The sequence below is a fragment of the Kocuria sp. LUK genome (genome assembly GCF_021012935.1).
Classification (GTDB): Bacteria; Actinomycetota; Actinomycetes; order Actinomycetales; family Micrococcaceae; genus Kocuria; species Kocuria flava.
The window spans coordinates 555,677-580,292 of the sequence record NZ_JAJMZI010000001.1 but is presented as its reverse complement, the minus strand read 5'-3'; the positions used below and the strand labels follow the sequence as shown (position 1 = coordinate 580,292).

Annotated in this window: 20 protein-coding genes; all 20 read left to right on the top strand. The window is 75.2% G+C overall.

Features of this window, described 5'->3' with window-relative positions; translation table 11 throughout:
• The first annotated feature begins 35 nt into the window (after positions 1-35).
• The 20 genes from rsmH to dnaE all read left to right on the top strand — a co-directional run bounded on the left by rsmH (position 36) and on the right by dnaE (position 24,611).
• On the top strand, positions 36-1,040 hold the full coding sequence (gene rsmH / locus LQU92_RS02630) for a 16S rRNA (cytosine(1402)-N(4))-methyltransferase RsmH (protein ID WP_230660518.1): 1,005 nt from the start codon (positions 36-38) through the stop codon (positions 1,038-1,040).
• Complete coding sequence (locus LQU92_RS02625; protein ID WP_230660515.1) at positions 1,037-1,747, top strand: hypothetical protein; 711 nt, start codon at positions 1,037-1,039, stop codon at positions 1,745-1,747. The genes rsmH and LQU92_RS02625 overlap by 4 nt, the downstream gene beginning before the upstream one ends.
• 86 nt (positions 1,748-1,833) lie before the next feature.
• A complete protein-coding gene (locus tag LQU92_RS02620) occupies positions 1,834-3,768 on the top strand; it encodes a penicillin-binding protein 2 (RefSeq protein ID WP_230660512.1) in 1,935 nt (644 codons plus the stop codon).
• 93 nt (positions 3,769-3,861) lie between these two features.
• Positions 3,862-5,511, top strand: coding sequence for a UDP-N-acetylmuramoyl-L-alanyl-D-glutamate--2,6-diaminopimelate ligase (locus LQU92_RS02615; RefSeq protein ID WP_230660509.1), 1,650 nt, complete (start codon positions 3,862-3,864; stop codon positions 5,509-5,511).
• The gene (murF, locus tag LQU92_RS02610; protein ID WP_230660506.1) at positions 5,508-7,073 is read left to right on the top strand and encodes a UDP-N-acetylmuramoyl-tripeptide--D-alanyl-D-alanine ligase; all 1,566 of its coding nucleotides are present in this window, start codon (positions 5,508-5,510) and stop codon (positions 7,071-7,073) included. The genes LQU92_RS02615 and murF overlap by 4 nt, the downstream gene beginning before the upstream one ends.
• Complete coding sequence (mraY, locus tag LQU92_RS02605) at positions 7,070-8,185, top strand: phospho-N-acetylmuramoyl-pentapeptide-transferase (RefSeq protein WP_058858563.1); 1,116 nt, start codon at positions 7,070-7,072, stop codon at positions 8,183-8,185. The genes murF and mraY overlap by 4 nt, the downstream gene beginning before the upstream one ends.
• Positions 8,182-9,705, top strand: a complete 1,524-nt coding sequence (gene murD, locus LQU92_RS02600) for a UDP-N-acetylmuramoyl-L-alanine--D-glutamate ligase (RefSeq protein WP_230660503.1) — start codon at positions 8,182-8,184, stop codon at positions 9,703-9,705. Before mraY ends, murD begins: the two co-directional genes overlap by 4 nt.
• Complete coding sequence (gene ftsW / locus LQU92_RS02595; RefSeq protein WP_230660500.1) at positions 9,702-10,937, top strand: putative lipid II flippase FtsW; 1,236 nt, start codon at positions 9,702-9,704, stop codon at positions 10,935-10,937. The genes murD and ftsW overlap by 4 nt, the downstream gene beginning before the upstream one ends.
• The gene (murG, locus tag LQU92_RS02590; protein WP_101852537.1) at positions 10,934-12,055 is read left to right on the top strand and encodes an undecaprenyldiphospho-muramoylpentapeptide beta-N-acetylglucosaminyltransferase; all 1,122 of its coding nucleotides are present in this window, start codon (positions 10,934-10,936) and stop codon (positions 12,053-12,055) included. Before ftsW ends, murG begins: the two co-directional genes overlap by 4 nt.
• Complete coding sequence (murC, locus tag LQU92_RS02585; protein WP_230660497.1) at positions 12,045-13,460, top strand: UDP-N-acetylmuramate--L-alanine ligase; 1,416 nt, start codon at positions 12,045-12,047, stop codon at positions 13,458-13,460. The genes murG and murC overlap by 11 nt, the downstream gene beginning before the upstream one ends.
• A complete protein-coding gene (locus LQU92_RS02580; RefSeq protein ID WP_230660494.1) occupies positions 13,460-14,647 on the top strand; it encodes a cell division protein FtsQ/DivIB in 1,188 nt (395 codons plus the stop codon). The genes murC and LQU92_RS02580 overlap by 1 nt, the downstream gene beginning before the upstream one ends.
• Before the next feature lie 242 nt (positions 14,648-14,889).
• Positions 14,890-16,131, top strand: coding sequence for a cell division protein FtsZ (ftsZ, locus tag LQU92_RS02575; RefSeq protein WP_230660491.1), 1,242 nt, complete (start codon positions 14,890-14,892; stop codon positions 16,129-16,131).
• A 91-nt stretch (positions 16,132-16,222) separates the two neighbouring features.
• A complete protein-coding gene (locus tag LQU92_RS02570; RefSeq protein ID WP_230660488.1) occupies positions 16,223-16,954 on the top strand; it encodes a polyphenol oxidase family protein in 732 nt (243 codons plus the stop codon).
• Entirely contained in the window at positions 16,951-17,709 is a 759-nt protein-coding gene (locus LQU92_RS02565) for a YggS family pyridoxal phosphate-dependent enzyme (RefSeq protein ID WP_230660485.1), read from the top strand. Before LQU92_RS02570 ends, LQU92_RS02565 begins: the two co-directional genes overlap by 4 nt.
• 112 nt (positions 17,710-17,821) lie before the next feature.
• A complete protein-coding gene (locus tag LQU92_RS02560) occupies positions 17,822-18,358 on the top strand; it encodes a cell division protein SepF (RefSeq protein WP_101852533.1) in 537 nt (178 codons plus the stop codon).
• A complete protein-coding gene (locus LQU92_RS02555; RefSeq protein WP_058858573.1) occupies positions 18,355-18,645 on the top strand; it encodes a YggT family protein in 291 nt (96 codons plus the stop codon). The genes LQU92_RS02560 and LQU92_RS02555 overlap by 4 nt, the downstream gene beginning before the upstream one ends.
• A gap of 98 nt (positions 18,646-18,743) precedes the next feature.
• A complete protein-coding gene (locus LQU92_RS02550) occupies positions 18,744-19,412 on the top strand; it encodes a DivIVA domain-containing protein (protein ID WP_230660482.1) in 669 nt (222 codons plus the stop codon).
• A 22-nt stretch (positions 19,413-19,434) separates the two neighbouring features.
• Positions 19,435-20,043, top strand: coding sequence for a signal peptidase II (gene lspA, locus LQU92_RS02545; protein ID WP_230660480.1), 609 nt, complete (start codon positions 19,435-19,437; stop codon positions 20,041-20,043).
• Positions 20,036-20,983, top strand: a complete 948-nt coding sequence (locus LQU92_RS02540) for an RluA family pseudouridine synthase (protein ID WP_230660478.1) — start codon at positions 20,036-20,038, stop codon at positions 20,981-20,983. Before lspA ends, LQU92_RS02540 begins: the two co-directional genes overlap by 8 nt.
• Before the next feature lie 79 nt (positions 20,984-21,062).
• Complete coding sequence (dnaE, locus tag LQU92_RS02535; RefSeq protein WP_101852531.1) at positions 21,063-24,611, top strand: DNA polymerase III subunit alpha; 3,549 nt, start codon at positions 21,063-21,065, stop codon at positions 24,609-24,611.
• Positions 24,612-24,616: the final 5 nt, after the last annotated feature.

Below are 24,616 nucleotides of genomic sequence, written 5' to 3'. Positions count from 1 at the left end.
CCGGCCGACCCGACCGACCGCCGAAGAGAGAGCCCATGGCGCAACGCCCCGCCGAGCAGCGGCACGTCCCCGTGCTGCTCCAGCGCTGCCTGGACCTGATGGCGCCGGCGCTCCAGGAGGACGGGGCCGTCGCGGTCGACGCGACCCTCGGCATGGGCGGGCACTCCGAGGCCCTGCTCCGGCGCTTCCCCGGCCTGCACCTCGTCGGCATCGACCGCGATCCCCAGGCCCACGCCCTGGCGGGTGCGCGCCTGGCCGGCTTCGGCGACCGGTTCCACCCCGTGCACGCCACCTACGACCGCATCCCCGAGGCACTCGCCGAGCACGGCTTCGCCCGCGCGGACGCCGTCCTGTTCGACCTCGGCGTCTCCTCCCTCCAGCTCGACGAGCGGGAGCGCGGCTTCGCCTACTCCTACGACGCCCCGCTCGACATGCGCATGGACGGCTCAGCGACCCGCACCGCCCGCGACGTCGTCAACGACTACCCCGAGGCCGAGCTGCGCCGGATCCTGCGGGACTGGGGCGAGGAACGGTTCGCGGCCCGCATCGCCCGCGCCCTCGTCGAGCGCCGGGCCCAGGCACCGCTGCGCACCACCGGCGAGCTCGTCGACGTCGTGCGCGCGGCCGTGCCCCAGGCGGCCCAGCACCGCAAGGGCCACCCCGCCAAGCAGACCTTCCAGGCCCTGCGGATCGAGGTCAACGAGGAGCTCGACGTCCTGCGCCGGGCCGTGCCCGCCGCCCTCGGCGCCGTGCGCACCGGCGGGCGCGTCGTCGTGCTCAGCTACCACTCCCTCGAGGACCGCATCGTGAAGCAGGCCTTCGCCCGCGGTGCGGCCTCCTCGGCGCCCAAGGGCTTCCCCGTGGAGCTCGAGGAGCACCGGCCCACCCTGCGGGTGCTCACCCGCGGGGCCGAGACCCCCACCCCGGAGGAGATCGCCGAGAACCCCCGCGCCGCGTCGGCGCGGCTGCGGGCCGTCGAGCGCATCCGGGAGGACACCCCCCAGCACGCAGCACAGAAGGCACAGAGGACCAGGGCATGAGCGCAACCGGACTGCAGCGACGACCGGCCCTGCGGGGCGAGCGGCGCCCCGGCGTCGGCGCCTGGGCGGCCCGCCGCACCCACCGCCCGCCCACGGACGGCAGCGCGGCGCGCCGGCTGGAGGCTCCCGCCCCCCGGACCCCCGGGGTGCCGGAGCGCTCCGGCCCCGACCGGGCGCCGCTGACGGTCGTGCCGGCCCGGGCCCGGCGCCGACGGGTGTCCACCGTGGCCGTGAGCCTGCTGGCCCTCGTGGTCGCCCTGGCCACGATCCTGGTGCTCAACGTGCAGATCTCCGGCGGGCAGTACCGGCTCGTGGAGCTGCGGGCCGAGGAGCAGGCGCTGAGCCAGCGCAACGAGGCCCTGACCCAGGACCTCGAGTTCTACAGCGCACCGCAGAACCTCGCCGTGATGGCCGCGGACCTGGGGATGGTCCCCGCCGAGGGCTCCGGCACGGTCGACCTCACCGACGGCAGCGTCGAGGGCGACCCCTTGCCGGCGCAGCCGCAGGAGGACCACGAGGTGCTCGTGGAGCACCCCCACCAGACCGGGTCCGAGGCCGCCGACCGGGCGGCCGAGCGCGCCGAGGAACGGGCCCGGGAGAAGGCGGAGCAGGACCGCGCGGAGGCCGAGAAGGCCCGCGCCGCCGCCCGCGCGGAGGCCGGCGGCGGAGGCCTCGAGGCCCCGCAGCAGCGCGCCCCCGGCAGCTGAGCCGGGGCCCCGTCCCGCACCCCCGCGGCCACCGCCCGCGGGACCGTCCGCACGCCCCCGAACGCACCAGGAAACGAGGCACCCACGTGGCACGCGCACGCTCGAGCACCGGACGCGCCCTCGCGGACCGGGGGATCGGCCGCAGCCACGTCGGCCTCGCGCTCGTGCTGGCCCTGCTCCTCGTGCTGGGCGTGCGGCTGGTGTGGGTCCAGGGCCTCGACGTCGGCGGCCGCGCCGAGTCCGCCGCCGCCGAGCGCTCCCGCACGGAGACCGTCCCGGCCCTGCGCGGGGAGATCCGCGACGCCGACGGCAACGTCCTCGCCCGCACCCTCCAGCGCTACGACGTGACGGTCGACCAGACCCTGGTGCGGGAGTTCCAGCGCCCGCGCGCCGACGGCACGAGCGAGACCGTCACCCCCACCCAGGCCGTCTACCGCCTCGCCGACGCCCTCGACCTGCCGGACACCGAGGTCAAGGACGCCCTCGACGGGGACGAGAAGTTCGCCTACGTGGCCCGCGGGGTCACCCCCGAGCAGTGGAACGCCGTGCGGGAGATCGGCCTGCCCTACGTCTACGGCCAGCCCACCTCCGACCGCATCTACCCGGACGGCCCGCTCGCCGGCAGCGTGGTCGGGTTCATGGGCGGGGACCAGGAGGCCCTCGGCGGCATCGAGCAGTCCATGGACGAGGTCCTCTCCGGCACCGACGGGCGGCGCACCTACGAGATCAGCGCCGACGGCGTGCGCATCCCGGTCGCCCCGACCGAGGAGACCCCCGTGGAGGACGGCTCCTCCGTGCGGCTGTCCCTGGACAGCGAGGTCCAGTTCTTCGCCCAGGAGGCCGTCACGGCCCGGGCCCAGGAGCTCGACGCCGAGTGGGGCAGCGCCGTGGTGATGCGCATCTCCGACGGCGCGGTGCTCGCCCTGGCCGACTCCTCGACCGTGGACCCCAACGACCCGGGCGCCGCCGAGGCCGAGGACCTGGCCGCCCGCTCCGTCACCCAGGCCGTGGAGCCCGGCTCCACCCAGAAGATCCTCACCGCGGCCGCCGCGGTCGAGGAGGGCCTCGTGACCCCGCACACCGAGATCACCGTCCCGCCGTTCCTGGAGATCGACGGCGAGAAGATCACCGACGCCTTCGACCACGGCGAGCAGGACCGCACCTTCGCGGGGATCATCGCGGACTCGATGAACACGGGCACCGTGATGGTCGGGAGCAAGCTCACCCCCCAGCAGCGCCACGACTGGATGGCCCGCTTCGGGGTCGGGGAGGCCACCGGCATCGAGCTGCCGGGGGAGTCCCCGGGCATCCTCGCCCCCGCCGACCAGTGGGACCCCCGCCAGCAGTACACGGTGCTCTTCGGCCAGGGCGTGGCCCAGACCCCGCTGCGCACGGCCACGATCTTCCAGGCCATCGGCAACGGCGGGGTGCAGGTCGAGCCGCGCGTCGTGGACGCGGTGATCGGCCCCGACGGCACCGAGAACGCCGTCGAGCGGCCCGAGGGGGAGCGGATCGTCTCCGAGGAGACCGCCCAGCAGGTCCTCGACATGATGGAGGTCACCGTCACCCGGGGCGGGGCCAAGGAGGCCGCCGTCGAGGGCTACCGGGTCGGCGGGAAGACCGGCACGGCCGAGGCGCCGAGCGCCGAGGGCGGCTACGACGGCTACACCACCTCCTTCGTGGGGGTGGCCCCGATCGAGGACCCCCAGTACCTGGTGGCCGTCACGATGCAGCGCCCCGAGGGCGACGTGCGCACCATCGGCACCACCGCGACGTTCAGCACGATCATGGGCCAGGTCCTGCGTCACTACGGCGTGCCGCCCTCGACGACCGAGCCGGTGGAGATCCCGCTGCGCACGGACGTCGACGAGGACGACCCGGAGGCCGGCGAGGACGCCGCGGCCGGGGCGCAGGAGCCCGCCGGGGACGGCGACCCGGCCGGGCAGCAGCCCGGTGCCGACCCCGCCCCGGCGGGCGCCGCCGACCGCTCGGCGTCCCGGCCCGTCGACGAGGACGGCTAGACTTCCGTAGCGCCGTGCCCGGCCGACCCCGGCCCCGCCGCACCCCCCAGGGCGGAACGACCCCCGCCGCCCGACCGACCACGAAGGACGTTGATGGACGCGACAGCCCCTCCGGGACCCGACGCGCAGACCCTGCGACCCGCCCGCCCCCGGCCCCTGCGCCTGGACGAGGTCGCCCGGCTCGCCGGCGGGGAGCTCGCGACCGGCGGCGCGGCCACCGAGGTCACGGGGATCTCCCTGGACTCCCGCGGCCTGCGCCCCGGGGACCTGTGGGCGGCGCTGCCCGGGGCCCGCACCCACGGCGCCGCCTTCGCCGCCGCGGCCGAGCGCTCCGGGGCCGCCGCCGTGCTCACCGACCCGGAGGGGCTGCGGCTGCTGGAGCGGGCCGGCGCCGGCCTGCCCGCCGTCGTCGCCGCCGAGCCCCGCCGCGCCGTGGGCGCCCTCGCCGCGCACGTCTACGACTCGCAGCCCGCCGACGGGACGGCCCCGCTGCTGCTGGCCGTCACCGGCACCAACGGCAAGACGACCACCACGTACTTCGCCAATGCGCTGCTGCGCGCCCTCGGCCACCGCACCGGCCTGATCGGCACGATCGAGATCCTCGCCGGCGACGAGCCCGTACCCTCCCGGCTCACGACCCCGGAGGCCCCCCACGTGCACGCCCTTCTCGCCGTCATGCGCGAGCGCGGGATCACCGCCGCCTCCATGGAGGTCTCCTCCCACGCCCTGGAGTTCTCCCGCGTGGACGGGGTGCGCTACGACGTCGCCGGCTTCACCAACCTCACCCAGGACCACCTCGACCTGCACGGGTCCATGGAGGAGTATTTCGCGGTCAAGGCCCGCCTGTTCACCCCCGGGCGCACCCGCCGCGCCGTGGTCGTCGTCCAGGACGAGGACGACCACTGGGGCCTGCGCATGGCCGAGCACGCCCGGGGCGAGCTCGGCGCCGAGCACGTCGACGTCCTCGCCCTGCGCGGTGGCCTGCCCGCCGACGACGACGCCGGGCCCGCCCGGCGCGGCGCCGACTGGACGCTGGGCGCCCTCGACCGCCGCGGCATCGGCCACGCCTTCGAGCTGCGCCACCGCGACGGGCGTCTCGTGCGGGCCGCCACCGGACTGCCCGGGGACTTCAACGTCGCCAACGCCGCCCTCGCCGTGCTGATGGTCCTGGCCGGCGGGGCCGACCCGCAGCGCCTGCAGCGGGCCCTCGACGAGCTCGACCCCCTGACCACGGACGTGCCCGGCCGGATGCAGCTGATCGGCACCGGGCCCACCGCCGTCGTCGACTTCGCCCACAACCCCGACGCCCTGCGCCGGGCCCTGACGGCGGTCGAGCCCCCGGACGGGCGCGGCCGGGTCATCGTGGTCTTCGGGGCCACCGGCGAGCGCGACCGCTCCAAGCGCCCCGTGATGGGCGAGGTCGCCGCCCGGCACGCCGACGTCGTGATCGTCACCGACGACGACCCGCACGACGAGGAGCCCGCCGGGATCCGCGAGGAGGTCGCCGCCGGCGCCCGCGCGGCCGCCGGGGCCCGGGCCGCCGAGGTGCTCGTGCTCGCGCCGCGGGCCGTGGCCATCCGGGCCGCCGTCGCGATGGCCGGGCCGGAGGACTCCGTGCTCGTGGCCGGGCGCGGCCACGAGACCGTCCAGGAGATCCTGGGCGTGGACCATCCGCTGGACGACAGGGACGAGCTGCGGGCCGCACTGGCCGACGCGCAGCAGGGCCGTTGGGAGGACCGATGATCGAGATGACCGCCGCGCAGATCGCGCAGGTCACGGGCGGGCGCACGGTCGGCGGGGCAGAGGAGCGCCCCGCCGTCGAGCACGTCACCACCGACTCGCGGGAGGCCCGCCCGGGCACCCTGTTCGTCGCGAAGCCGGGCGAGGTCACCGACGGCCACGAGTACGTCGGCGCCGCGCTCGCGGCCGGGGCCGTGCTGGCGCTGGCCGAGCGGGAGGTCCGCGACGCCGCCGGCGCCGTGTACCCCGCGGTCCTCGTGCCCGACGTCGTCGAGGCCATGGGCCGGCTCGCCGCGTGGACGGTCGCGCAGCTGCGCGCCGAGCACGAGCTCACCGTCGTGGCCGTGACCGGTTCCGTCGGCAAGACCACCACCAAGGACCTGCTCAAGGGCGTCCTGGGGGCCGAGGGCCCCACGGTCGCCCCGCGCGGGTCCTACAACGGCGAGGTGGGCGTGCCGCTGACCGTCTTCGAGGCCGACGCGCGCACGCGCTACCTCGTGGTCGAGATGGGCGCCACCCGCATCGGCAACATCGACTACCTCTGCCGCATGGTCCGCCCCGACATCGGGATCGTGCTGTGCGTGGGCTCGGCCCACGCCGGGGAGTTCGGCGGGGTCGCGAACATCGCCCGCGCCAAGGGCGAGCTCGTCGAGGCCCTCGGGGCCGACGGCGTGGCCGTGCTCAACGACGACGACCCGGCCGTGCGCCTCATGCACGCCCGCACCGCGGCCCCCGTGGTGTTCTTCGGGGAGTCCCCCGAGAACACCCAGCCCGAGGTGCCCGCCGCCCGCGTGCACGCCTCCGGGGTGCGCCTGGGCCCCGGGGGCAGCCCCGAGTTCACCCTGCACCTGCCCGACGGCTCCGCCCACCCGGTGCGCTCCCGGCTGATCGGGGAGCACCACGTGAGCAACCTGCTCGCGGCCGCGGCGGCGGCCTTCGTCGCCGGGGTCGCCCCCGAGCGCATCGCCGCGTCCCTCAGCGCCCAGGGCCCCGCCAGCCGGTGGCGGATGGAGCGCACCGAGCGCGCCGACGGCGTGACGGTCGTCAACGACGCCTACAACGCCAACCCCCAGTCGATGCGGGCCGCCCTGCAGACCCTCGCGCAGCTGGGCCGCGGCACCGCAGGCGCCCCGGCCCGGCGCACCTGGGCCGTGCTCGGCGGCATGCACGAGCTCGGGGAGACCACCGTCGAGGACCACGACGCCCTGGGGCGGATGGTCGTGCGCCTGAACATCTCCAAGCTCGTCGCCGTGGGCGAGCTCGCCCGCCCGGTCTACGACGCCGCCCAGCTCGAGGGCTCGTGGGGCAACGAGGCGACCTGGGTCGCGAGCGCCGAGGAGGCCGAGGAGATCCTGCGCCACGAGCTCGCCCCCGGCGACATCGTCCTGTTCAAGTCCTCCAACGCCGCGGGCCTGCGCCTGCTCGGCGACCGCGTCGCCGCGGCCGGCGGGCCCGCGCACCAGGACCCGGCCCCGCCCAACGACGCCCCCGCCCGCGGGGACCACTGGCGCTCCGCCGGCCCGTTCGTCAACGCCCCCCTGGCCGCGGGGGAGGAGCGTCCGTGATCCAGATCCTCATGGCCGCCGGCCTCGCGCTGCTGCTGTCCCTGTTCGGCACCCCCGCCTTCATCCGGTTCCTCGCCCGTCGCGGCTACGGCCAGTTCATCCGCGACGACGGGCCCACCAGCCACCACACCAAGCGGGGCACCCCCACGATGGGCGGTGTGGCGATCCTCGGCTCCGTGGTGGTCGCCTACGGGCTCACCCACCTCGTCTCCGGGCTGCTGTGGCCCTCCTACGGGGGCGTGACCCTCTCGGGCCTGAGCGCGCTGCTGCTGATGCTGGGCATGGGGGCGGTCGGCTTCGTCGACGACTACAAGAAGATCGCCAAGAAGCAGAACCTCGGCCTCTCCGCCGCCGGGAAGATCGTGCTCCAGGGTCTGATCGGCGTCGCCTTCGCCCTGCTCGTGCTGCTCGTGCCCGGCCCGGACGGGTCCACCCCGGCCTCCTCGGCCATCTCGATCACCCGCGACACGGCCCTCGACCTCGCCTTCGCGGGCCCCGCGGTGGGCGCCGTGCTGTTCGTCGTGTGGGTCAACCTCATCGCCACCGCCACCACGAACGCCGTCAACCTCACCGACGGCCTGGACGGGCTGGCCACCGGCGCCTCGATCCTCGTGTTCAGCGGGTACATGCTCATCGCCATGTGGCAGAACACCCACCTGTGCGCCACCGGCGCCCAGGGCGTGTGCTACGAGGTGCGCGACGCCGCCGACCTCGCCCTGACCGCCGCCGCCCTGGTCGGCGCCCTCGTGGGCTTCCTGTGGTGGAACACCTCCCCGGCGAAGATCTTCATGGGCGACACCGGATCCCTCGGCCTCGGCGGCGCGCTCGCCGCCTTCGCCGTGCTGACCCGCACCGAGCTGCTGCTCGTGCTCATCGCCGGGCTGTTCGTGGTCATCACCGTCTCGGTGATCCTCCAGGTCGGCTACTTCAAGCTCTCCGGCGGCAAGCGCATCTTCAAGATGGCCCCGCTGCAGCACCACTTCGAGCTCAAGGGCTGGAACGAGGTCACCATCGTGGTCCGCTTCTGGATCATCGCCGGGCTGTTCGTGGCGGCCGCGCTCGGCGTCTTCTACGGCGACTGGCTGCTCTCCCACGGAGGTATGGTCCAGTGATCCACGCGGACAACGACAACCCCGTCCTCGACGACCCCCGCCTGGCGGGGCTCACCAGCTGGGACGCCGACTGGTCCGGGCTGCGCGTGGTCGTGGCCGGGATCGGCGTCTCAGGCTTCGCCGCCGCCGACACGCTCGTGGAGCTGGGGGCGCGCGTCGTCGTCGTCGACGGCGCGGACACCCCGGCGACCCGCGCGAAGGCCGAGACCCTGCGCATCGTCGGCGCCGCCGACGTCCACCTGGGGGAGGGCGCCTACGACGCCCTGCCCGCCGTGGACGGGGCCCGCCCCGAGCTGGTGGTCACCTCCCCGGGGTTCCGCCCCGACCACCCGCTGCTGCGGGCCGCCGTCGCGGCGGGCGTGCAGATCTGGGGCGACGTCGAACTCGCCTGGCGCGTGCGCGAGCGCGCCGGGCGGCGCACCGCCGAGTGGGTGTGCCTGACCGGCACCAACGGCAAGACCACCACCGTGGGCCTGACCGCCGCCATGCTGCGCGCCGGCGGGCTGCGGGCCGCCGCCGTGGGCAACGTCGGCACCCCGATCCTCGACGCCCTGCGCGAGCCCGTCGAGTACGACGTCCTCGCCGTGGAGCTCTCCAGCTTCCAGCTGCACTGGACGCACTCGGTCTCCCCGCTGGCCTCCGTGGTGCTCAACATCGCCGAGGACCACGTCGACTGGCACGGCGGCTACGCCAACTACGCCGCGGACAAGTCCCGGGTCTACGAGAACACCCGGGTCGCGTGCGTCTACAACGCCCAGCAGCCCGAGACCCTGCGGATGGTCGAGGAGGCAGACGTCGTCGAGGGCTGCCGGGCGGTGGGCTTCACCCTCGACACCCCGGACGTGAGCATGCTCGGCGTGGTCGAGGACCTCCTCGTCGACCGGGCCTTCCTCGAGGACCGGCGCACCGCCGCCCTGGAACTGGCCTCGGTCGCCGACACCGGCCCGTTCCCCACCCGCCACGGCGTGGCCAACGCGCTCGCCGCCGCCGCGCTCGCCCGCGCCGCCGGCGTCGCCCCCGAGGCCGTGCGCGAGGGGCTGCTCACCCACGAGCCCGGCCCGCACCGCATCCAGCCCGTGGCCACGACCCACGGGGTCGTGTGGGTCAACGACTCCAAGGCCACCAACCCGCACGCCGCCGACGCCTCCCTGTCCGCGTTCGAGACCGTCGTGTGGATCGCCGGGGGCCTGTCCAAGGGGGTGCGCTACGACGAGCTCGTCGCCCGCCACGCCGGGCGCCTGCGCACGGTCGTGCTCATCGGCACCGACAACGACGCCCTGCTCGCCGCCCTCGCCGAGCACGCCCCGGAGGTCCCGGTGCTGCACGCCGGGGAGCCCGGCAGCACCGCCGGCGACGCCGTCATGGCCGAGGCCGTGCGCCTGGCCCACGAGCAGGCCCGCCGGGGCGACACGGTGCTGATGGCCCCGGCCGCCGCCTCGATGGACCAGTTCGGCTCCTACGCCCACCGGGGGGACGCGTTCGTCCGGGAGGTCGCCGAGCTCGTGGAGCGGCTGTCGTGACCGCCCTCCAGGACCGCCCCGGCGTGCAGCAGGCCGCCCGCGGCTCGGCCCGCGGGGTCCGCCGGTTCTGGCGGGCCGTCGTGGAGGGACCGCTGATCCACTCCTACTACGCCCTGGCCGGGTCCGTCCTGCTCCTGACCGCCATCGGCATCATGATGGTCCTCTCCGCCTCCGCGGTGGAGTCGATCTCCGCCGAGCGCTCCGCCTACTCCTACTTCCTGAAGCAGGCGGTCTACGCGGGCCTGGGCGTGGCGCTGATGTTCGCGCTCTCCTTCGTGCCCACCGCCTGGTACCGGCGCGGGGCCACCTGGCTGCTCGGGCTGGCCGTGGCCCTGCTGGGGCTCGTGTTCACCGGGCTGGGCAGCACCGTCAACGGCAACCGCAACTGGATCGTGGTCGGCGGGCAGAGCTTCCAGCCCTCCGAGGCCGCCAAGCTCGCCCTGTGCGTGTGGCTGGCCGCCGTGCTCGCCCGGCAGGGCAGCGCCGTGCGCGACTGGCGCCAGGCGCTGTGGCCCTCGGCGGCGGGCTTCGGCGTGCCCGTGCTCATGGTCGCGCTCGGGCAGGACATGGGCACCGTCCTGGTGTTCGTGCTCATCTACGCCGCCGCCCTGTTCTTCGCCGGGGCGCCCCTGCGACTGTTCGGCATCGCCGCGGCCGGCGCTGCCGTGCTCGGGGCGCTGGCGGTGGCCACGGCCCCCCACCGCGTGGACCGGATCACCGGGTGGCTCTTCGGGGAGTGCGGGGCCACCGACGCCTGCTGGCAGGCCCAGCAGGGGCTCAACGCGCTCGCCTCCGGCGGCTGGTGGGGCGTGGGCCTGGGCCAGTCGCGGCTGAAGTACAACTACGTGCCCGAGGCGCACAACGACTACATCTTCTCGATCATCGGGGAGGAGCTCGGCCTGCTCGGCACGGTGCTGATCCTCGCCCTGTTCGCGCTCATGGCCCTGGCCATGGCCCGGGTCATCCTGCGCGCCCGCGACCCCTTCGTGCGCCTGGCCACGGCCGGGGTCGTGACCTGGCTCGTGGGCCAGGCGTTCATCAACATCGGGATGGTCACCGGGGTGCTGCCGGTCATCGGCGTCCCCCTGCCGTTCATCAGCTACGGTGGGTCGTCGCTGATGATGAGCCTCGCGGCCGTGGGCGTGGTGATGTCCTTCACCCGCCTGCCGCGCCGGATCCCCGTCCCCTCCGGGTCCCCCCGCCCCCGCACCCCCAGCAAGGAACGCCCATGACCCCGACCGACCCGGCTCCCCGCGAGCCCTCCGTCCTGCTCGCCGGCGGCGGCACCGCCGGGCACGTGAGCCCGCTGCTGGCCGTCGCCGCCGCGCTGCGCGAGCAGGCCCCCGGCGTGCGGCTGACCGCCGTGGGCACCGCCTCCGGGATGGAGACCCGGCTCGTGCCCGCCGCGGGCCTCGAGCTGGAGCTCGTGGACCGCGTGCCCCTCCCGCGACGGCCCTCCGCGGACCTGCTGCGCCTGCCCGCCCGGCTCGCCCGGGCCGTGCGCCAGGCCGGCGCGATCCTCGACCGGGTCCGCCCCGACGTGGTCGTGGGCGTCGGCGGCTACGTGTGCACCCCCGTCTACCTCGCCGCCGCCCGCCGCGGGCTGCCCCTGGTCGTCCACGAGGCCAACGCCCGCCCGGGGCTGGCCAACCGCGTGGGCGCCCGGTGGGCGCGCACCGTGGCCACCGCGTTCCCCGGCACGCCCCTGCGCGGGGCCGTGACCGTGGGCATGCCCATGCGCCGGGAGGTCTCCGGCCTCGACCGGGCCGCACTGCGCGCCGGCGCCCGCGCCTCCTTCGGCCTCGACCCGGACCTGCCGACCGTCGTGGTCACCGGCGGGTCCTCCGGCGCGCTGGCGATGAACCGCACGGTGGCGCAGGTCGCGGGGGAGGTCGCCGGCCACGGCTACCAGCTGCTGCACGTCACCGGCCGCGGCAAGCAGCTCACCGGCGCCGGCGGCGCACCCCTCGCCGCGCCCGGCTACGTGCAGGTCGACTACGTCGACGGCATGGAGCGGGTCTACGCGGCCGCCGACCTGCTCGTGGCCCGGGCCGGGGCCGCGACCGTCTCCGAGGTCGCCGCCGTCGGGCTGCCCGCCGTGTTCGTGCCCCTGCCCGTCGGCAACGGCGAGCAGGCCCTCAACGCCCGCTCGCTCGTCGAGGCCGGCGCCGCCCGCCTCGTGGCCGACGACGCCTTCACCCCCGAGTGGTGGCGCGCGAACGTCCACCCCCTGCCGGCCGACCGCGAGCGGCTCGCCGCGATGGCCGCGGCGAGCCGCGCCCACGGCGTGCGCGACGCCGACGCCGTGCTGGCCCGTCTGATCCTCCAGGAGGTCCCCCGTGAGCGCTGAGCAGGTTCTCGACCCCGAGCGGCTGGGCCGGATCCACCTCGTCGGCATGGGCGGGGCCGGGATGTCGGCGGTCGCCAAGCTCCTGCTCGCCCGCGGCGCCGCGGTCAGCGGCTCCGACCGGCAGGACTCCCCGGCCCTGCGCGAGCTCGCCGCCCTCGGCGCCACGGTGCACGTGGGCCAGCGGGCCGAGAACGTGGCCGGGGCGGACACCGTGGTCGTCTCCACCGCCATCGCCGCCGACAACCCCGAGTACGCCGCGGCCCGCGCCGCCGGCACCCGGGTGCTGCACCGCTCCGACGGCCTCGCCGCGGCGATGCAGGGCCGCGACGTCGTCGCCGTCGCCGGCACCCACGGCAAGACCACGACGAGCTCGATGGCCGCCGTCGCCCTGCGCGCCGCGGGCCTGGAGCCCTCGTGGGCCATCGGCGCCCACGTGGCGGACCTGGGCTCCAACGCGGCGCTGGGCGCGGGCCGGTGGTTCGTGGCCGAGGCCGACGAGTCCGACGGCTCGTTCCTCCGGTACGGCCCCCGGATCGCGGTCGTGACGAACATCGAGCCGGACCACCTCGACTTCTACGGCTCGGCCGAGGCCTTCCACCGCGCCTTCGACGACTTCGCCGCGACCCTGGCCCCCGGCGGGCTGCTCGTGGCCTGCGCCGACGACGCCGGGTCGCGCGCCCTGGCCGAGCGCCACCGCGCCGCCGGCGGGCGGGTCGTGACCTACGGCACCGAACCCGGCGCGGACGTGCGCGTGCTGCCCGGGACGGCCGAGGGCCTGGCCACCCGCAGCACCCTCGTGCTCGGCACCGGTCCGGAGCGCCGGCAGCTGCCGCTGGAGCTGGGCGTGCCGGGGCGGCACAACGTCCTCAACGCCGCCGCGGCCCTGTGCGCCGCCGTGGAGGCCGGCGCCGCGCCCGAGGACGCCGCCCGCGGGCTCGCCGGCTTCACCGGCTCCGCCCGCCGCTTCGACCTGCGCGGCGAGGCCGGGGGCGTGCGCGTCGTCGACGACTACGCCCACCACCCGACCGAGGTCGTCGCGGCGCTGACCGCTGCCCGGGAGGTGGCCGGGGACCACCGCGTGCTCGTCGTCTTCCAGCCGCACCTGTTCTCCCGCACCCGGGAGTTCGCCGCCGAGTTCGCCGCCGCCCTCGCCCTGGCCGACGAGGCGTTCGTCCTCGACGTCTTCGCCGCCCGCGAGCGGCCCGTGCCCGGGCTCACGAGCGAGGTCATCACCTCCCGCGCCCCCGGCCACGTGCACTACGCCCCGGGCGCCGACGAGGCCGTGGCCCGCGCCGCCGCGGCGGCCCGCCCCGGGGACCTCGTGCTGACGGTCGGCGCCGGCGACGTCACGGCCCTGGGCCCGCGGCTCCTGGAGCAGCTCGCGGACCGCGCGCGGGAGCGCTGATGAGCCGGCACGGCCGGCCCCACCAGCCGCACCTGGGCGGCGACCCGGACGACCCCCGCCCGGAGGCCGCGGGGCAGGACGCCCCCGACGCCGCACCGGCCGAGGACCCGCGGGGGAGCGAGGAGGGGGCCCCCGGGGCCGGGGCGCCCCGGGGGAACGCCCCGGCGGAGCACGCCCCCGCAGGGCAGGCCCCGCAGGCGCGGACCCCGCAGGTGCCGGAGCAGGCGGGTCCGCCGGCGGCACGGATCCGCGTCAACGACGACGCCAAGGTCACCCCCCTGGCCGAGGACGGGACGCTGCAGGAGGTGCCCGACGCCGGTGGCCGGTTCAGCGCCTGGCGCCGGACCCGGCAGGATCGGGCGGCCGCCCGCACCCTCACGGCCTCCCGCCGCGCCGACGACCTGCCCCCGGCACCCGTCCCCGGCCCGCCCGCCGGTGCGGCGGGGCGGACCCCCGGACCGGGCGGCTCCACCGTCGTCGCCTTCCCCGGCCCCTCCGCGTCCCGCCGGCGGCGCCGCCGCCTCGCCGGGGTCCTCGCCGCCCTCGTGCTGGTCGCCGTGCTCGCCGGCGTCCTGTTCCTCACCCCGCTGCTCGCGGTGCGCGAGGTCCAGGTCCGCGGGGCCGAGCTCACGGACCCGGCCCGCGTCGAGGAGGCCCTGGCGGGCTACCACGGGGTGCCGCTGCCGCGGGTCTCCGAGGACGAGGTCCGCGACGCCGTCGGCGCCGTGCCCCAGGTCCGCTCCATCGAGGTCGTCCTCGAGCCGCCGCACCGCCTCGTCGTCGAGCTGCAGGAGCGGGTGCCGGTCGCCGCCGTGGCGGACGGCGGGGAGTTCTCGGTCGTCGACTCGGAGGGGGTCGAGCTGCGCACGGCCGCGACCGCGCAGGAGGCCGGCGTCCCCGTCGTGGAGGGCGGGCCCGAGGTCCTGGGCACCGAGCGCTTCGAGGCGATCGCCGGGGTGCTGGCCGCCCTGCCCGAGTCCGTGCTGGGCCAGCTCAGCGCGGCCTCCGCCGAGTCGCTGTCCTCCGTGGAGCTGGACTTCGCCGACGGCCGCACGGTGGTGTGGGGCACGGCCGAGGACAGCGAGCTCAAGGCGCAGGTGCTCCGCGAGCTCGTCGAGGCCCGCGGCACGGCGAGCGGCGTCGAGACCTACGACGTCTCCAGCCCCACCCGCCCCGTGGTGCGCTGAACAGGACCTGACCCTCCGCACGAGCCTGAGAGTTGGGCGCGAACCCGGCGCCGCCTGCGGTTTCGGCGAAAAGTGTCGGCATCGGGACGCGTTGTCGTGCAGGGGCACCCGGGGGTTGTTAGGCTTGGGCCGACATCGACACTCCCCGGGGAGCCGCCGAACGACGCGAGATTCGACCTTCGATCGAAGGTTGAGAATCGGTTCGCGATCCCGGACCCGCCATCCTCTCGAGTTAGGTACCCATGGACTCCTCCACCCCCCAGAACTACTTGGCCGTCATCAAGGTCGTCGGAATCGGCGGCGGCGGCGTCAACGCCGTCAACCGGATGATCGAGGAGGGGCTGCGCGGCGTCGAGTTCATCGCGATCAACACCGATGCGCAGGCCCTGCTGATGAGCGACGCCGACGTCAAGCTCGACGTCGGCCGGGAACTCACCCGCGGCCTCGGCGCCGGCGCGAACCCGGACGTCGGGCGGCAGGCGGCGGAGGACCACCACGAGGAGATCGAGGAGGTCCTCAAGGGGGCCGACATGGTCTTCGTGACCGCCGGCGAGGGCGGCGGCACCGGCACCGGCGGCGCCCCCGTCGTCGCGCGCATCGCCCGCTCCCTGGGGGCCCTGACCATCGGCGTGGTCACCCGCCCGTTCACCTTCGAGGGCCGCCGCCGCTCCAACCAGGCCGAGAACGGCATCGAGACCCTGCGCGACGAGGTCGACACCCTCATCGTCATCCCCAACGACCGGCTCCTGTCGATCTCCGACCGCAACGTCTCGATGCTCGACGCGTTCAAGTCCGCCGACCAGGTCCTGCTCTCCGGCGTCCAGGGCATCACCGACCTGATCACGACCCCGGGGCTGATCAACCTCGACTTCGCCGACGTGAAGTCCGTGATGCAGGGGGCCGGGTCCGCGCTGATGGGCATCGGCTCCGCCCAGGGCGAGGACCGTGCGGTCAAGGCCGCCGAGCTGGCCATCGCCTCGCCGCTGCTGGAGGCCTCCATCGACGGCGCCCACGGCGTGCTGCTGTCCATCCAGGGCGGGTCCGACCTCGGGCTGTTCGAGATCAACGAGGCCGCCCGCCTGGTCCAGGAGGTCGCCCACCCCGAGGCCAACATCATCTTCGGCGCCGTCATCGACGACGCCCTGGGCGACCAGGCCCGCGTCACCGTCATCGCCGCCGGCTTCGACTCGGTGAGCCCGGAGACCAACGCCAACAACACCAGCCCCGCGGCGCAGCAGGCCGCGAGCACCCGGGCGGCCTTCGGCTCCGGCGCGGCGCAGCCCGCCGGGGTCGGCCGCGCCCCGCAGCGCGGCGGCTCGCCCTCCTACGCCCAGCAGCCGGCCCCGCAGAAGTGGTCCCAGCCGGCCGCCAACGACGACGTGCCCGACGACGCCGGGTTCGACGTCGACCTCCCGGCGGAGGCCGAGACCGGGGCGGGCCCGGCCCGCAAGGACTCCCTGGACTTCCCCGACTTCCTGAAGTGAGCACCGGCCGGGGGGCCGGGCGCGCACCGCGCGCCCGGCCCCCGGCCGTCCGCGCAACGGCACGTCAGGCAGCAGGAGCAGGAGGAGCCAGGTGTTCTGGTGGCAGGAGGACGCCGGGGACGGCGTCCGGGTGGCGTTCACGGACCGTGCGGCGGGCAACCTCGCGCTGCACACGGGCGACGACCCGCAGGCGGTGCGGGCCCGGCGCGCGGCCCTCGAGCGGGAGATGGGCGTGCCCCGCGGCACGCTGCTGTTCCTCGACCAGGTGCACGGCACCGACGTCGTCGACGCCGACGCCCCGGACCGCCCGCAGGTCCCGCGGGCGGACGCCGCGGTCAGCGCCGGCGCGACGCCGCTGGCGGTGATGGTCGCCGACTGCGTGCCCGTGCTGCTCGCCGGGACGTCCCCTGCCGGACCGGTGACGGGGGTGGCCCACGCCGGACGACGGGGCCTGCTGGAGGGCGTGCTCGAGCGCACCGTGGACCGGCTGCGCGCGCGGGGGGCCGAGCGGCTGCGGGCCTGGATCGGGCCCGCCGTGTGCGGGGCCTGCTACGAGGTCCCCGCGGCCATGCAGGCCGACGCGCTGCGGCACCTGCCGGCCGCGGCGGCCACGACCCGCCACGGCACCCCGGCCCTCGACCTGCCCGCCGGCGCCCGCGACGTCCTCGGACGCCTGGGCGTGGCCGTGCGCACCCCGCAGGGCGGGCCCGGCCCGGCGTGCACCCTCGAGAACGAGGGGCTCTCCTCCCACCGCCGCGACCCCGCCTCCGGGCGGATCGCCGGCCTCGTGTGGCGGCCCGCCGCCGGGGAGCGTGCCGCGTGAGCGCCGCCCCCGACGACCCCCGCACCCGCGAGCTGGCCGCCGCCCTGGAGCGCGTCCGCCGGCGCGTGCGCACGGCCGCCGCGGCGGCCGGGACCGCCGAGCCCGTGCTCGTGGCCGTGACCAAGTTCTTCCCCGCCGCGGACGTCGTGCGCCTGCACGCACTGGGCGTGCGCGACGTCGGGGAGAACCGCGACCAGGAGGCCGCCGCCAAGGCCCGGGAGGTCCGCGCGCTGGTCGAGGACCCGCCCGCGTGGCACTTCGTGGGACAGCTGCAGTCGAACAAGGCCAGGTCGGTCGTGCGCTACGCCTCGTGGGTGCACTCCGTGGACCGCGCCTCGCTCGTCGACGCCCTCGGCCGGGCCGTGGCCCGCCACCGCGAGGCGGCCGCGGCGGGGGAGCAGGAGCCGGGCCCGTGCGCCGCCGCGGACCTCGTGTGCCTGGTGCAGGTCTCCCTCGACGCCGAGGAGCACCGCGGGGGAGCCCGCCCCGAGGACGTCGTCGAGCTCGCCCGCCGGATCGAGGACACCGAGGGCCTGCGCGCGGGCGGCGTCATGGCGGTGGCCCCGCTCGGGGCCGAGCCCGGGCCCGCCTTCGACCGGCTCCGGGAGGTCTCGCACCGGCTGCAGGAGGCCCTGCCGGGGGCCCGTGCGGTCTCGGCGGGCATGAGCCAGGACCTCGAGGAGGCGGTCGCCCGGGGGGCCACGCACGTGCGCGTCGGCTCGGATATTCTCGGTTCCCGGCCGCCCGTAGGATAGCTTGGAGGACGGCCCGCACCCGGTCCCCCGACGGGCACGGCGCCGCCCAGGATCACGGTCCTTCCCCCACCGCCGACATCCGCACCGACAGACCTTCCCCAAGGAGAGCACCATGGCCGGAGCCCTGCGCCGCACCATGATCTATCTCGGCCTGGCCGAGACGGACGAGGACTACGACGACGCACCGGCCCGTGAGGAGCACTCGTCCGCGGTCGCGGTCCGCGAGGAGCCGCGGGAGGCCCGCACCCCCGAGCCGGCGGCCGCCGTCGCGACGCGGCGCCCCGCGGAGTACCGGGCCCCGGTCACCCCCATCAAGCGGGCCGGCGCCCGTTCCCGAGAGGACAGCTCGACCTTGCGCACGATCACCACGGTCCACCCCCGGTCCTACAACGACGCGAAGTCCATCGGCGAGGCCTTCCGCGAGGGCACGCCCGTCATCATGAACGTCTCCGACATGGGGGAGGCCGAGGCCAAGCGGCTCGTCGACTTCTCCGCCGGACTGGTGTTCGCGCTGCACGGGTCCATCGAGCGGGTCACCGGCAAGGTGTTCCTGCTCACCCCGTCCTACGTCGAGGTCGTGGGCCAGGCCGGCCCTGCCGAGGACGCGGACGGGACCGACGACGACCGCGAGGACCGGGACACCCCATGAGCCTGCTGCTGTCCGTGCTGTACCTGGCCCTCCACCTCGTCTACGTGGCGCTGCTGGGCCGCCTGGTCCTGGACTGGGTGCAGATGTTCGCCCGGAACTGGCGGCCCCGCGGTGCCGCCCTCGTGGTGGCCTCGGCCGTCTACACGCTCACGGACCCCCCGATGCGCCTGCTCCGCCGCCTCGTGCCGCCGCTGCGCTTCGGCGGCGTGGCCCTGGACCTCGGCTTCCTCATCCTGATCTTCGCGGTCAGCATCGTGCAGAGCATCGTCGGCTCCCTGCTCGTCTGACCCGCCCGCCCGGCCCCGGTAGCCTGGGACCGGGCGGACCCCCGCCGCCACCGGGCGCGCCCGTCGCCGCGCCCGCCCTTCCCGAGGAGGAGAGCCCCATGGCCCTGAGCCCCGAAGACGTCATCAACAAGCGGTTCCAGCCCACCAAGTTCCGCGAGGGCTACGACCAGGACGAGGTCGACGACTTCCTCGACGAGATCGTCGTGGAGCTGCGCCGGCTGAACCAGGCGAACGCCGACCTCGAGAAGCAGCTCGAGGCCGCCGGCCACCCCGTGGCCCCGAAGGGGACGGGCCCCGCCGCCGCGCCCGCCGAGGAGCAGCCCGGCCCGGCGGAAGGCACCTCCGCCGCCCCGGCGGCCGGGGTCGAGGAGACCCCCGCCGCCGCGGTCGCCGCGGGGCCGGCGGCCGGGCCGGCCACCGCGGCCCCCGACGCCGCGCAGTCCGCCGCCGGCGTGCTGGCCATGGCCCAGAAGCTGCACGACGACTACGTCGCCGAGGGCACCGCCGAGCGCGACCGCCTCGTCGCGGAGGGCCGCGCCCAGGCCGAGGAGCTCGTCGAGGACGCCCGCCGCACCCGCGAGCAGACGCTGTCGGTGCTGGAGCAGGAGCAGAGCGAGCTCGAGGCCCGGGTCGCCGGGCTGCGCGACTTCGAGCAGCGCTACCGCACGGGCCTGAAGGGCTACATCCAGGACCAGCTGCGCGACCTCGACGCCACCCCGTCCCCCGAGCCCGAGCCGTCCGCCGAGGTCCCCGCGGACCGTGCCTGAGCCGGACCCGGCCGAGGAGACCATGACCGACCGCCCCCGGGACCCCGCGGCCCGCCCCGCGCCCGCCGCCCGCCGCGGCGTGCTGCCCCTGGCCGTCGGGGCCGCACTGCTGGTCTACGCCCTGGACCAGCTCACCAAGTGGTGGGCCGTGGCCCGGCTCGTGCCGGGCGTGCGCGTGCCCGTCGTCGACGGGCTGCTGTGGTGGCAGTTCATCCGCAACCCCGGGGCGGCGTTCTCCCTCGGGGAGGACATCACCTGGGTGTTCACCCTCGTGATGGCGGTGGTCTCCGTCGCCGTCGCCCTCACGCTGCGCAGGGTGCGCTCCCGCGCCTGGGCCCTCGCCCTCGGGCTCGTCCTCGGCGGGGCCCTGGGCAACCTCACGGACCGGCTGCTGCGCGAGCCCGGCTTCGGCGTCGGGCACGTGGTGGACTTCATCGCCGTGCCCCGCTTCGCGATCTTCAACGTCGCCGACTGCGGCGTGGTCGTGGGCGTGGGCCTGGTCGTCCTGCTCACCCTGCTGGGCCGCGAGCTCGACGGCACGAGGACCGGGCGCGGCGCCGGGGGGACCGCGGCGCCCGGGGACGGGCAGCCCGCCGGCGCGCCCGGACCGGAGGAGCAGGCCCGTGGCTGAGCCCGCGCACACCGAGGAGCGCTTCACCGTCCCGGCCGAGCTCGAGGGCGCCCGGGCGGACGCCGCCGTGGCCGCCCTCACCGGCCTGTCGCGCACCGTCGCCGCGGAGCTGTGCGCCCAGGGCCGGGTCCTGCACCGGGGCCGGGCCCTGGCCAAGTCCGCACGCGTGGAGGCCTCGCAGACCCTCGTCGTGCACGTGCCCGTCCCGGAGGACCCCGGAGCGGTCGTCCCGCAGCTCGTGGAGGACTTCCGGGTGGTCCACCTCGACGACGACATCGTGGTGGTGGACAAGCCCCCGGGCGTCGCGGCCCACCCCTCGCCCGGGTGGCGGGGCCCGACCGTCGTCGGCGCCCTGGCCGGGGCCGGGATCGCGATCACCACCTCGGGCGCGCCCGAGCGGCAGGGCATCGTGCACCGGCTCGACGTCGGGACCTCCGGGCTGATGGTCGTGGCCCGGACCGAGCGCGCCTACACCCTGCTCAAGCGGGCGTTCAAGGAGCGGACGGTCACGAAGGTCTACCACACCGTGGTCCAGGGCCTGCCCGACCCCCTGCGCGGCACCGTCGACGCCCCCGTGGGCCGGCACCCGGGCTACGAGTGGCGCTTCGCGGTCGTCGAGGACGGCCGGCGGGCGGTGACCCACTACGAGGTGCTGGAGGCCTTCGGGCGCGCCGCCCTCGTGGAGGTCCACCTCGAGACCGGGCGCACCCACCAGATCCGCGTCCACTTCGCGGCCCTGCGCCACCCCTGCTGCGGGGACCTGACCTACGGCGCCGACCCGGCGCTGTCCGCCGGGCTGGGCCTGACCCGCCAGTGGCTGCACGCCCGCCGCCTGGGCTTCGAGCACCCCGGCACGGGCGAGCCGGTCGAGTACGAGAGCCCGTACCCGCCGGACCTCGCCTTCGCCCTGGAGACCCTCCGGGACGGCGGGCCCGCCTGACCCGGCGGGCCCCCGGGCCCGCCCGGGCGCGCGCCCGGGCGGCGGACGCGCGCACGGCGCGGGCCACTACACTGGTCGGGTGACGACGGCGACCGGCAAGAACAGCTTCACCCACCTGCACGTGCACACCGAGTACTCGATGCTCGACGGCGCGGCCCGCCTCGACGACCTCTTCGAGGCCTGCCACGAGCTCGGCATGACGTCCCTGGCGAGCACCGACCACGGCTACGTGTTCGGCGCCTTCGACTTCTGGGACAAGGCCCGCAACGCCGGGATCAAGCCCATCATCGGCGTCGAGGCGTACCTGACCCCGGGCACCGCCCGCAGCGACCGCACGCGCGTGAAGTTCGCCGACGGCGGGCGCGACGACGTCTCCGGCGGCGGCGCCTACACGCACATGACCCTGCTCGCGGAGACCACCGAGGGCATGCAGAACCTCTTCCGGGCCTCCTCCCTGGCCTCCCTCGAGGGCCAGCTGTACAAGCCCCGCATGGACCGCGAGCTGCTCAACACCTACGGCAAGGGGCTGATCGCCACGACCGGCTGCCCCTCCGGGGAGGTCCAGACCCGGCTGCGCCTGGGCCAGTACCAGGAGGCCCGGGCCGCCGCGGCCGAGTTCCGCGACATCTTCGGGGCCGAGAACTTCTACTGCGAGCTCATGGACCACGGCCTGGGGATCGAGAAGCAGGTCACCTCGGACCTGCTCAGGCTCGCCAAGGACCTGCAGCTGCCGCTCGTGGCGACCAACGACCTGCACTACACCCACGCCGAGGACGCGAAGTCCCACGCGGCGCTGCTGTGCGTGCAGTCGGGCTCGACGCTGGCCGACCCCAAGCGGTTCAAGTTCGACGCCGACGAGTTCTACCTGAAGTCCCCGGCGGAGATGCGCGAGCTCTTCCGCGACTTCCCCGAGGCCTGCGACAACACCCTCGAGATCGCCGAGCGCTGCAACGTCGAGTTCGACACCTCCGCGAACTACATGCCGCGCTTCCCGGTGCCCGAGGGCGAGGACGAGGAGTCCTGGTTCGTCAAGGAGGTGCAGAAGGGCATGCACCACCGGTTCCCGGGCGGGATCCCGGAGGAGTGCCAGCGCCAGGCCGACTACGAGATCGGCATCATCATCCAGATGGGCTTCCCCGGCTACTTCCTCGTCGTGGCGGACTTCATCAACTGGGCCAAGAACAACGGCATCCGCGTCGGACCGGGCCGCGGGTCGGGGGCCGGCTCCATGGTGGCCTACGCGATGCGCATCACGGAGCTGAACCCGCTGGACCACGGGCTGATCTTCGAGCGCTTCCTCAACCCCGAGCGCGTGTCCATGCCCGACTTCGACGTCGACTTCGACGACCGCCGCCGCTCCGAGGTGATCCGCTACGTCACCGAGAAGTACGGCGACGAGCGCGTGGCGATGATCGTCACCTACGGCACGATCAAGGCCAAGCAGGCCCTGAAGGACTCCTCCCGCGTGCTCGGCTACCCGTTCTCCATGGGCGAGCGGCTCACCAAGGCGATGCCGCCGGACGTCATGGGCAAGGGCATCTCCCTCAAGGACGTCTACGACACCTCCGCCAAGCGCCACGGGGAGGCCGAGGAGCTGCGCGAGATCCTCGCCGAGGACCCCGAGGCGAAGAAGATCTTCGAGACCGCCCAGGGCCTCGAGGGCCTCAAACGCCAGTGGGGCGTGCACGCCGCCGGCGTGATCATGTCCTCGCACCCGCTCATCGACGTCATCCCGATCATGCGCCGCGAGCAGGACGGCCAGGTCATCACGCAGTTCGACTACCCCACGTGCGAGGGGCTCGGGCTGATCAAGATGGACTTCCTGGGCCTGCGCAACCTCACGATCATCTCCGACGCCCTGGAGAACATCGCGTTCAACCGGGACGGCTTCGAGCTCGACCTCGAGACCCTCGCCCTCGACGACGCCGCCTCCTACGAGCTGCTGGGGCGCGGCGACACCCTCGGGGTGTTCCAGCTCGACGGCGGGCCGATGCGCCAGCTGCTCAAGCTCATGCGCCCGGACAACTTCGAGGACATCTCGGCGGTGCTCGCCCTGTACCGCCCGGGGCCCATGGGCGTGAACTCGCACACCAACTACGCCCTGCGCAAGAACGGCCAGCAGGAGATCACCCCGATCCACCCGGAGCTCGAGGAGCCGCTCGCGGAGATCCTCGACACCACCTACGGGCTGATCGTCTACCAGGAGCAGGTCATGGCCGCGGCGCAGAAGCTGGCCAACTACTCCCTGGGCCAGGCGGACCTGCTGCGCCGGGCGATGGGCAAGAAGAAGAAGTCCGAGCTGGACAAGCAGCAGGCTGTCTTCTTCGAGGGGATGCAGGCCAACGGCTACTCCCTGGACGCCTGCCAGACGCTGTGGAACGTCCTGGAGTCCTTCTCCGACTACGCGTTCAACAAGGCCCACACCGCCGCCTACGGGCTCGTCTCCTACTGGACGGCCTACCTCAAGGCCCACTACCCGGCCGAGTACATGGCCGCGCTGCTGACCTCCGTGGGCGACGACAAGGACAAGCTCGCGCTCTACCTCAACGAGTGCCGGCGGATGGGCATCACCGTCCTGCCCCCGGACGTCAACGAGTCGGCCCTGAACTTCACCCCCGTCGGCACGGACATCCGCTTCGGCATGGGCGCGGTGCGCAACGTCGGCGCCAACGTGGTCACCGCGATGGTCGAGGCCCGCGAGGAGAAGGGGGAGTTCACCTCCTTCAACGACTTCCTGGCCAAGGTCCCGGCCGTCGTGTGCAACAAGCGCACCATCGAGTCGCTCGTGAAGGCCGGGGCCTTCGACCGCCTCGGCCACACCCGCCGGGGGCTGGTGATGTGCCACGAGGAGGCGGTCGACGCGACCGTGGCCGTCAAGCGACAGGAGGCCGCCGGCCAGTTCGACCTGTTCGGCGGCATGGGCCTGGACGAGGACGACCCGACGGCGTCCCTGACCGTCGCGGTCCCGGAGGTGCCGGAGTGGGAGCGCAAGGACCTGCTCGCCTTCGAGCGGGAGATGCTGGGGCTCTACGTCTCCGACCACCCGCTGCGCGGGCTCGACGAGGCGCTGGGCCAGTACGCGGACACCGCGGTCCAGCCGCTGCTGGGGGAGGACGGGCGCCCGGACGGCGCGGTCGTGACGGTCGCGGGGATGATCACCTCCCTGTCGCGGCGGATCGCGAAGACCTCCGGCAACGCCTACGCCCGCGTGGAGCTCGAGGACCGCACGGGCTCGATCGAGGTGATGTTCTTCGGCAAGGCCTACGCGCCCATCGCCGGCGTGCTCGCCGAGGACCTGATCTGCGTGATCAAGGGCCGGCTGCAGCGCCGCGACGACGGCTCGGTGACCATCTCCGCCCAGGAGCTCACCGTGCCCGAGCTCAGCGCCGACGGGCACAGCGGGCCGGTGCTCATCGCGCTGCCGGAGTTCCGGGCCACCGAGGCGACCGTCAAGGAGATCGGCGCGGTCCTGCGCAACCACCGCGGCGACTCCGAGGTGCGCATCCACCTCGAGACCCGGCAGAAGGTGCAGGTGCTGCGCCTGGGACCGGACCTGCGGGTCAACCCGTCGCCGGCGCTGTTCGGCGACCTCAAGGTCCTGCTCGGGCCCACCTGCCTGGAGGTCTGAGGCCG

Coding starts and splice junctions, on each gene's coding strand:
- rsmH (WP_230660518.1), top strand. CDS start 36: ATGGCGCAACGCCCCGCCGAGCAGCGGCACGTCCCCGTGCTGCTCCAG.
- LQU92_RS02625 (WP_230660515.1), top strand. CDS start 1,037: ATGAGCGCAACCGGACTGCAGCGACGACCGGCCCTGCGGGGCGAGCGG.
- LQU92_RS02615 (WP_230660509.1), top strand. CDS start 3,862: ATGGACGCGACAGCCCCTCCGGGACCCGACGCGCAGACCCTGCGACCC.
- murF (WP_230660506.1), top strand. CDS start 5,508: ATGATCGAGATGACCGCCGCGCAGATCGCGCAGGTCACGGGCGGGCGC.
- murG (WP_101852537.1), top strand. CDS start 10,934: ATGACCCCGACCGACCCGGCTCCCCGCGAGCCCTCCGTCCTGCTCGCC.
- LQU92_RS02580 (WP_230660494.1), top strand. CDS start 13,460: ATGAGCCGGCACGGCCGGCCCCACCAGCCGCACCTGGGCGGCGACCCG.
- ftsZ (WP_230660491.1), top strand. CDS start 14,890: ATGGACTCCTCCACCCCCCAGAACTACTTGGCCGTCATCAAGGTCGTC.
- LQU92_RS02560 (WP_101852533.1), top strand. CDS start 17,822: ATGGCCGGAGCCCTGCGCCGCACCATGATCTATCTCGGCCTGGCCGAG.
- LQU92_RS02555 (WP_058858573.1), top strand. CDS start 18,355: ATGAGCCTGCTGCTGTCCGTGCTGTACCTGGCCCTCCACCTCGTCTAC.
- LQU92_RS02550 (WP_230660482.1), top strand. CDS start 18,744: ATGGCCCTGAGCCCCGAAGACGTCATCAACAAGCGGTTCCAGCCCACC.
- lspA (WP_230660480.1), top strand. CDS start 19,435: ATGACCGACCGCCCCCGGGACCCCGCGGCCCGCCCCGCGCCCGCCGCC.